The sequence below is a fragment of the Flavobacterium sp. genome (assembly GCF_020217025.1).
In the GTDB taxonomy this organism is placed as follows: domain Bacteria; phylum Bacteroidota; class Bacteroidia; order Flavobacteriales; family Flavobacteriaceae; genus Flavobacterium.
The window spans coordinates 1-10,000 of record NZ_JAIWOF010000121.1; the positions used below are offsets into that span (position 1 = coordinate 1).

At 33.1% G+C, this 10,000-nt stretch carries 6 protein-coding genes and 1 pseudogene; 5 read left to right on the plus strand and 2 right to left on the minus strand.

From position 1 onward, the window contains the following. Positions 1 to 1,062: pseudogene (locus LDL23_RS05995) on the minus strand (S9 family peptidase); the annotation flags it as partial. Positions 1,063 to 1,179: 117 nt separating this feature from the next. Here LDL23_RS05995 and LDL23_RS06000 point away from each other — a divergent pair. After that, positions 1,180 to 1,512: a YegP family protein gene (locus LDL23_RS06000; protein ID WP_026724533.1), complete on the plus strand. Its 333-nt coding sequence runs from the start codon at positions 1,180 to 1,182 to the stop codon at positions 1,510 to 1,512. Positions 1,513 to 1,641: 129 nt separating this feature from the next. Next, positions 1,642 to 2,649: a 3-oxoacyl-ACP synthase III family protein gene (locus LDL23_RS06005; protein WP_291264899.1), complete on the plus strand. Its 1,008-nt coding sequence runs from the start codon at positions 1,642 to 1,644 to the stop codon at positions 2,647 to 2,649. 103 nt (positions 2,650 to 2,752) lie between these two features. On the opposite strand, the gene LDL23_RS06010 is transcribed toward LDL23_RS06005, so the two are convergent. Then, positions 2,753 to 5,152, minus strand: a complete 2,400-nt coding sequence (locus LDL23_RS06010) for an outer membrane beta-barrel family protein (RefSeq protein ID WP_291264900.1) — start codon at positions 5,150 to 5,152, stop codon at positions 2,753 to 2,755. A 168-nt stretch (positions 5,153 to 5,320) separates the two neighbouring features. Between LDL23_RS06010 and argS the strand changes: the two genes are divergently transcribed. From argS to LDL23_RS06025, 3 genes are all read left to right on the plus strand, one after another. Further along, positions 5,321 to 7,099, plus strand: a complete 1,779-nt coding sequence (argS, locus tag LDL23_RS06015) for an arginine--tRNA ligase (RefSeq protein ID WP_291264901.1) — start codon at positions 5,321 to 5,323, stop codon at positions 7,097 to 7,099. 113 nt (positions 7,100 to 7,212) lie between these two features. After that, on the plus strand, positions 7,213 to 8,664 hold the full coding sequence (locus LDL23_RS06020) for a hypothetical protein (protein WP_291264902.1): 1,452 nt from the start codon (positions 7,213 to 7,215) through the stop codon (positions 8,662 to 8,664). Then, positions 8,654 to 10,000 (plus strand): GDSL-type esterase/lipase family protein (locus LDL23_RS06025; protein WP_291264903.1); only part of this gene is annotated, 1,347 nt, incomplete at its 3' end. The genes LDL23_RS06020 and LDL23_RS06025, both read left to right, overlap by 11 nt.

The following is a 10,000-nucleotide window of genomic DNA, read 5'->3' on the forward strand; positions in this document are numbered from 1 at the left end:
AACTTCATCTCTGAAGTCTACTTTTACTGCTTGGTCTCCACCGTCTAAAGCTTCCACAAAGTATAAAGTTGCTGCTTTGTCAGCTCTCCATCCCATGCTTCTTTTTCCTTTTCTTACCGATGAAAAACCTTTTGGCATGATTTCCGTTAGAGGTACTTCGTTTACCACTTTAACTTCTTTTCCGTTGGCATCATAAACGGTAGTTTTTTGAGGAAAACGACTCATTGGAACAATATAAGAATATGGTTTTAGAATGGTAGTCAACATTAAATAATTTCCGTCTGGAGAAAAACTTTCTCCTGCATAAATATCAGCAGTTTTGAATAAATTTGCATTTCCTGAAAGGCTAACTTTGTATAATTCTGAAGTAACTAAAACATCAAAATTAGCTTCGTCTGTTTTGTTTTTCAATAAATCTTGATAGGTTCTATTTTGAGATTTTGAACCGTCACTAGTCGAAACTGTTGGCCCTTTTGGTATGTCTTTATTATTGTCGATTAAAGCTGGACGGTTTTTCGGTAACATTTTCACCAATAAAGTTTCGTTGTCCTTCATCCAATTGAACGGACTTCCAAGATTCGCATTTAAATTATCAGAAGTTAGTTTCTTAGCCGTTGTCGTTGCTACATCAATCACCCAAAGTTCAACGCCTTGATTGGTCGTGTTGGTAAATGCGATTTTCTTTTCGTTTGGCGACCAAGAAACATTCGTAATTCTAGCATTTGCAGGTAATCCGCTAACTTGAATTTCGTTTTTGTCTTTGATTTTTCTAATCTTTAGATTGTTGATATACGTTACCGTACTAGAAATATTAGTAACAGGATTAATACGTAATCCACCTAATTTCATTTCGGTTTGATTTAAGTCATCTAATGTTTTGTACGTATTTCGATAACTTAAAAGCATGTATTCTTTTTTAGTATCCATACTTACAGATGGTGCTCTTTCATAATCAGCCAAAGCTAAAATTTCTGCTGATGGCTTTTGATACGTTACATTTTCTTGTGCTATTGTGGAGAATGTTCCCACAAAAACAAACAAAGAAAGGAGTTTTAGTTTCATTGTTTTTGGTTTTATAATTTGCTCTAAAATTATTTTTTTAGTTACAATTTTTTTACAATTATTTGTTAATTTTTCTTATCTTTATGATTCGTTAAAACAATAAAAATATTTTAAATTATGGGAAAATTTGTAATTTCAACAAGAAAAAACGGAGAATTTCAATTTAGCTTAAAAGCTGGTAATGGTCAAGAAATCTTAGCTAGTGAAGGATATACAACTAAAGCAGCTTGTTTAAACGGTGTTGAATCTGTGAAGAAAAATTCACAAGACGAAGCTCGTTTTGATAAGTTAGAATCAAAAAATGGTAAATTTTATTTCAATTTGAAAGCTACCAATGGTCAAATTATTGGTACAAGTGAAATGTATGAAAGTACTGCTTCAAGAGATAACGGAATTGCTTCTGTAGCGAAAAATGCTCCAGACGCTTCGGTTGATGATCAAACAGCATAATTTTAATAAATAGATTTAAAAAGTGCCTACCTAAAAGTAGGCACTTTTTTTATGATTTGTCAAAAGTACAAAAAACTGATTTCAAATTAATAATTTCGTATTTTTGTAGCTTAATTTAGAAAGAAAAATATGTATCATTCAAAAATTACGGGTTTAGGTTATTACGTTCCTGATAATGTGGTAACAAATGATGATTTAGCTAAAAAAATGGATACTAACGACGAATGGATTCAAGAAAGAACTGGAATTCAAGAGCGTCGCCACATTATAAGAGGAGAAGATACCACCACTTCAATGGGTGTAAAAGCAGCAAAGATTGCAATTGAACGTTCAGGTGTTGCTAAAGAAGATATCGATTTTGTTATTTTCGCTACATTGAGTCCTGATTATTATTTTCCAGGCCCTGGTGTTTTAGTACAACGTGATTTAGGTTTAAGAACTGTTGGTGCTTTAGATGTTCGTAATCAATGTTCTGGATTTGTTTATGCGATTTCGATTGCAGATCAATACATCAAAACCGGAATGTATAAAAACGTTTTAGTTATTGGTTCTGAATTACATTCAACTGGTTTAGATATGACCACTCGCGGAAGAGGAGTTTCTGTAATTTTTGGAGATGGAGCTGGAGCGGCGGTACTTTCAAGAGAAGAAGATTTGACTAAAGGAATTTTATCAACTCATTTGCATTCAGAAGGGCAACATGCCGAAGAATTGTCTTTAGTTGCTCCAGGAATGGGGAAACGTTGGGTAACCGACATCATTGCGGATAACGATCCAAACGATGAAAGCTACTATCCATATATGAACGGACAATTTGTTTTCAAAAATGCAGTAGTCCGTTTTAGTGAAGTAATCAATGAAGGATTACAAGCAAATAATTTACAAGTTTCCGATATTAATATGTTGGTACCACATCAAGCGAATTTGAGAATTTCACAGTTCATTCAACAGAAATTCCGTTTAACAGATGACCAAGTATTCAACAACATTCAAAAATACGGAAATACCACTGCAGCTTCTATTCCAATTGCTTTAACTGAAGCTTGGGAACAAGGTAAAATTAAATCAGGAGATTTAGTAGTTTTAGCGGCTTTTGGTTCTGGATTTACTTGGGGAAGTGTTATTATTAGATGGTAGTAAGATAAAAGAAGCAAGAAGCAAGAGAAAAGATAATTATTAAAAAAGCGTTCTGAAATTTTCAGAACGCTTTTTTATTTTTGCCTAATGCCTTATCGCTAAATTAAAACATTCCGCCGCCGCCACTAGTTTCGTTAGCATCTCTTTGTTTTCTGGCTAAAGCACGGTTTTTTCCACCACCGAAAATGTAATTGAATCCTACGTAAAACGTTTGACTTTCCCAGTAAAAAGCTCCTTGTTGTCTAAACGGAATATTACCATCAAAAGCAAAACGCATGTTTTCGAAAACGTCATTATAACGAGCTGTTATCGTACCTTTTCCTTTTAAAATGTTATAGGTGGCTCCAAAATCCATTTTATACATTGGTTTTCTATCGTATTGTAAGCCTTTGTCTTTTCCTCGGTACATTCCAAATAATTGAAAACGTAAATCTTTAGTTGCTGTAAAAGTGTTGTTGATTCTTGTATTAAAAGTCACCACATCTACTGAAGCATTTTCTAATGCGTTTGTGTTTGCATTTTGTACGGTTCCTTTTGCGGTTTTAAAATATACATCCGAACTAGCATTAACTGCCCACCATTTTGTGAATTTTAAATTTGCAGAAGATTCAATTCCAAAAGCATCATTGTTTGCAAAATTGGCATACGATAAAATATTACGGTTTGGATTGTTTGGGTCGTTATAAACCGTTCTTGAAATCTCATCCGAAATACTTCTATAGAAAACACCACTTGTGATTGAACCAATTTTTGTAGTTCTAGTATAATTCACTTCAAATGAGTTGGTAAATTGTGGTACTAAAGCTGGATTTCCTCTTGATTCCATCAATGGTGTTGTCCATTCTCTAATTGGGCTAATTTGTCCAATACTTGGTCGGTCAACACGTCTTGAATAATTGAAATTGAATGAGTTTTTATCGTTTGCTGTATACGTTAAAAATGCCGATGGATAAGCTGTAAATAAATCATCAGAAATATTTTGGGCATCAGAGAAACTCGGATTGGTTTCGTTGATGGCAAAATCGGCATCTAAATTAAAATATTCTAAACGTACCCCAAGTTGACCATTCCATTTTCCAATTTGCTTCCCTAAATTAGCATAAGCTGAATAAATATTTCTTCCAAATTCAAACGAATTATTAGCGCTTGTAGCACTAGGGTTATCGTCATAAAAACGGTTTCCCGAATTTTGAATTCTGGTTTCAACTCCCAATTCTAATTTAGTACTTTCTGTTAACGGATTCACATAATCAGCATTAAACTGAAAATAATCAGTTGTTCCTGGAACTATGTTAGTTCTATCCAAGCTTGATGTTTCCTCGTACAAGGTGTTTTCATTATTTTCTGTATGAGAATAATTTAATTGGAGTTCTAAATTTTCGTCTTTTTTATCAAAATCATGTTTGTAAACTAAATCATAGGTTTGGTTTTTATTATCACCTTTGCTGTCAAAATACTGAATTACATTGTCGTTCGCAACAGGATCGTCATAAATAATAGTTGTTAAACCTGTACCAGAACCATAAGTAAAACTTTGGTTAGTGTAAGCAGAAATTGTGTTTTTTTCGTTGATATAATAATCCATTCCTAGTTTTAATAGATGCGAATTATTTTTATTTCTGAAATTAAAATCTTGACGATTTTCTTCATTAGTTCTTTCGCTTTCTACATAACCATTGTTAGCATTAATTCCGTGATTAAAACCATAATTGGTGTAAAAATTTACTTTTCCTACACGGTAATTCATGTTCAAAGCTGAGTTGGTTTTTGGTGTAATTCCAAAAGTAACACCTGTGTTGATAGAACCATTAAAACCATCTTGTGAATTTTTATGCAAAATAATATTGATGATTCCACTCATTCCTTCTGGATTGTATTTTGCAGAAGGATTCGTAATCAACTCAATTTGTTTAATCGAAGCCGAAGGAATTTGCTGTAACAATTGCTCCACCGAAACATTTGAAGGTTTTCCGTCGATAAGTACACGAACATTGCTGTTTCCTCTCATGCTAATTTCTTTAGTTTGAGGATCGATGCTAACTGTTGGAATATTATTCATAATTTCAGAAGCAGTAGTTCCTGAAGCAATTAGATCTTTTCCAACATTGATAACTTTTCTATCAATTTTTTGCACCATGTTTGAACGCTCTGCAACCACTTCAACATCTTTTAATTCGGATACATCTTCTAAAATAGCGATTGTTCCTAAGTTTTGATTAGCATCAGCAGTCAAATCAACATTTTTTACAACCGTTGTGTATCCAATAAATTGAATTTCAACAGTGTATTTTTGTATTGCTAATTTGTTGATGGCAAAATTTCCGTCTTCTGTGGTTACACCTCCTGTAACAATCTTATTATTATCTTTAAGAATAATGTTTACGTACGGTAAAGGTTCATTAGTTTTTTTATCAATAACCTTTCCTTTGATAGTTCCCGAATTTTGTGCAAAACCAAAAGCAATGGAACACAAAAAACAGGTAATAATTAATTTAAGTTTCATTTGTTTATTTTTGATTATATGATTGATGATTGTGTTTAATAGACTTCAACAATTGTTAATTGTTACAGGATTTTTGAAATATTTTTTTAATCGAAAAAAAACTAATCACTATTTACTAATCACAAACTACTATTTATTACCTTTGCACGTTCAAAAAAACAAGGTAAAATGGCATTACATCACACATTAACAACACACATCCAAAAAGCGGTTCTTGAATTGTTCAATATTTCTATTGAAAAAGTTGAATTTCAAGCTACTAGGAAAGAGTTCGAAGGTGATATTACTATGGTAGTTTTTCCTTTGGTAAAAGCATTAAAAGGCAACCCAGTTGAAATCGGAAATCAGATCGGAAATTACTTAGTAGCAAACTTAAATGAAGTTTCTAAGTTCAATGTAGTAGGCGGATTTTTAAATATCGTGATTTCGGATGCTTTTTATGTGGAATTTTTCAATACTATAAAAAATAACGAAACCTTTGGTTTTGTAGCTCCAAAAGAAGGAGAAAAAGCGGTAATGGTAGAATACTCTTCACCAAATACCAACAAACCTTTGCATTTAGGTCACATCAGAAATAATTTATTGGGTTATTCGGTTGCTGAAATTTTAAAAGCTGCTGGAAATAAAGTATACAAAACGCAAATCATCAACGATAGAGGAATTCATATCTGTAAATCGATGTTGGCTTGGCAAAAATTCGGAAAAGGTGAAACGCCAGCTTCAACAGGATTAAAAGGTGATAAATTAGTTGGGAATTTCTATGTGGAATTCGACAAGCAATACAAAAAAGAAATTTCAGAATTAATCGCTCAAGGTAAAACCGAAGACGAAGCAAAAAAACTAGCACCATCCATTTTAGAAGCGCAACAAATGCTTTTAGATTGGGAAAACGGAAAACCTGAAGTTATCGAACTTTGGAAAACCATGAACCAATGGGTGTATGATGGATTTGCTCAAACGTATAAAAATCTTGGCGTTGATTTTGATAGCTACTATTATGAATCCAACACCTATTTACTTGGAAAAGAAGTAGTGCAATTTGGTTTAGAAAAAGGCATTTTTGAAAAAGATCCAGATGGTTCGGTTTGGATTGATTTAACAGCGGATGGTTTAGATAGAAAAATCGTGCTCCGTTCTGACGGAACTGCGGTTTACATGACGCAAGATATTGGAACCGCAATCCAACGTGTGAAAGATTTTCCAGATGTTGGTGGAATGGTTTATACGGTAGGAAACGAGCAAGATTACCATTTCAAAGTATTGTTCTTAATCTTGAAAAAGTTAGGATTTGATTGGGCAGATAGCTTATATCATTTATCATACGGAATGGTAGAATTACCTTCTGGAAAAATGAAATCGCGTGAAGGAACCGTTGTAGATGCAGATGATTTAATGGCAGAAATGACGACTACTGCACAAACTATTTCGGAAGAATTAGGCAAATTGGATGGTTATTCTGAAGAAGAGAAAGCGGTTTTATTCAAAACAATCGGTTTAGGAGCATTGAAATATTATATGTTGAAAGTTGATCCTAAAAAACAAATGATGTTTAATCCAGAAGAATCGGTTGATTTTGCAGGAAATACTGGTCCATTCATCCAATATACTTACGCTCGTATTCAATCGATTTTAAGAAAAGCCGATTTTGATACTTCAATTTCAATTTCGGAATTAGAATTACATGAAAAAGAGAAAGAATTAATCAAACAAGTGCAGTTATTCCCTGAAGTAATTCAAAATGCTGCAGAAAATCACAGTCCGGCGTTGATTGCGAATTACACGTATGATTTGGTAAAAGAATTCAACTCGTTCTATCAACAGGTTTCGATTTTAGGAGAAGAAAATCACGATAAAAAAGTGTTTCGAGTACAATTGTCAAAATCAGTTGGAAACACGATAAAAAACGCATTTCAGTTATTAGGAATTGAAGTTCCTGAGCGTATGTAAAAATATTTCAACATTCACAATTCCAAGTTGTATATTCCTTGTTTAAATATCGAACAACGAACTTGGAACAACGAATTTTGAAATAGTAAATCAGTTATAAGAGATAAAATTAAGTGAACACATCAAAATATTTTTTTCAAACCTTAGTCGTGGTAATCGTTTCTGGATTGTCTTTTTTGGCATTCAAAACGTTTTTGCCTAAGAAATTATTTGCCGAAAGTAAATTAGATTCCAAAAATGTGGTAGTCGATAGTTTGCTTTTGGAAGCTATTGCCGAAGACGAAGGTGCAATCGTCGAAGATTCAATGGCTAAAACCATTATCGATTATAAAGTTGTGAATGGAATAAAATTTCCACCAGAAACATTCGAAGAATATACTGGAAATCAATACTTAGCGACATTTTTCGAGAAACTGTTTCAATTGGAAACTAAAAAAGAAGGTAATGTTCGTATTGCCTATTTTGGTGATTCGATGACAGATGGTGACTTAATTGTAAAAGATTTTAGAACCTATTTGCAAGAAAAATTTGGAGGTCAAGGTGTTGGTTTTGTTAATATTACCTCGGAATCCGCTGCTTCTAGAAGTTCGTTAACACATGAATTTTCAGGAAATTGGAAAACCCAATCGTATTTAAAAGTAAAACGTCCATCAAATCCTTTTGGAGTAAATGGGCATGTGTTTTATGCAAATGATACTGCCAATGTAGCTTGGGTAAAATACAAAGCAAACAAAACAAGATTTGCATCAGAATTACCGTATCCAACTTTATTCTACGGACGTTCATCCAATAAAGAAGGTAAAATAAAATATGTTATTGGTACCGATACCATTTCAAAAAAATTAACTCCAAATGCTTTAGTAAATACAGTTGTACTTTCTGAAAGCAATTTGAAAAGTATCAAAGTAAATTTCAAAAAAGCGGATTCTATTCCAATTTACGGATTCAATTTTGATGATGGAAAAGGCGTACACGTAGATAATTTTTCGAATAGAGGAAACTCAGGTTTGCCAATTGGAAGTTTTGATGTTGCTACGATGCGTGCGTTCCATTCTAAATTAGATTACGATTTAATCGTATTGCAATATGGAGCTAACGTGTTGAATTATGGTTCGTTGAATTATGGTTGGTACGAAAAACGTATGGCAAAAGTGGTTGCACATTTGAAAGAGTGTTTCCCAGGAGCAGCTATTTTAATTGTGTCAACTGCTGATAAATCAACTAAATACGATTTAGAAATGAAAACCGATTCTGCTGTTGTGCCATTGAATACAGCTCAAAAGCGATATGCTATCAAATCAGAATCGAGTTTCATTAATATGTACACGTTAATGGGTGGTGATGGTTCGATGATTCAGTGGGTAGAACAAGAACCTGCAAGAGCGAATAAAGATTACACGCATTTTAATCACAGAGGTGCAAAAGAAGCGGCTAATTTAATTTTTACCCAATTAAATAAAGGCTACGAAATGTATAAAGAATTGAGAAAAAAACGTAAAAAACCCACTGCTCCTGTGAAAAAAGATACTGTCATAATCAATAAAGATTCGGTTTATGAAGAATAGATTTTTGATGTTTTTATTGGGATTTTCTTTTTTTGGATTTGCTCAAGATACTTTATTGGTACCTATAGATTCTATTGAAGTAGAAGTTCCCGTTATTGATTCTATCGAAGTTACTTTTACAGGAAACGACATTCACAATCCGACTGCACTTTTGGCTTTTTATGAAAAAATGTACCAATTAGAGCAAAGTAAATTGGGTAAGATTAATATTGTTCATATTGGTGATTCGCATATTCAAGCGGATTTATTTACGGCTAAAATTCGTACTCAATTTCAAAAAGTGTATGGTAATGGTGGTTTTGGATTTACGTTTCCGTATAGCGTAGCTAAGACAAATAATAGTGCTCCAATTCGTTATTCAGCCTCAGGAAATTTTCAAAGTTTTCGAAATTTATATGCTGATGCTAATCGTCCAGTTGGTTTAAGCGGCTTTTCTATGGAAACCACTTCAAAAGATTTTGCGATTCAGTTGAATGTAAAAGATGCACAATATTATTTCACGAAATTGAAAGTAATCACGCCTCAGAATGTCAATTTATTTGATGTATCAATTTCTAATAAAAATATTGTAATTGAAAGAAAAGTTCCGAAAAAAATCACACATAAAGTCAAGCCAGGTGAAGTTTTAGGAGGAATTGCTGATAAATACAACGTTTCTTTAAAAGCTTTGAAAAAAGCAAACGGATTAAAAAGCGATATCATTCGCGATGGAAAAGTATTGACGATTCCAACGAAAGGAACACAATCAAAAACCACAACCAAAACGGAATATGTTCCTATCGAATTACAACCTTCGTTATTTTCAAACGATTATATTTCGGAAACGCATTTAGATAAAATCGCGATTGTTCCAAATCAAGAAATTGATGATTTTGCTTTAAACGGATTGGTTTTGGAAAATGATAATTCGGGTGTTATTTATCACAGTATTGGCGTAAATGGAGCAAAAGCTTCTGATTACAATAAATTCAGATTGTTTAATGAACAATTGCCAGCGTTAACTCCAGATTTAGTTATTATTTCGTTGGGAACGAATGAGAGTTTCGATAAACAATCGGGCGAACAATATTTTGCACATTTGGACCAAATGATACAAGGAATTAAAGAAAAAAATCCACAAGCATGTGTTTTGGTGATGACTTCGCCACCTTCGGTTTTACATCGAAAATATAAAAACACTTTCATTGAAAAATATGCTGAAATCATAGAAGACAATGCCCATGTGAAAAATTATGCGGTTTGGAATCTTTTGGATGTTTTTGGCGGCAATAAATCCATAAAACGCAATGCAGCAAAAGGCTATATGGCAAGGGACAAGGTTCATTATTCAAAAGCA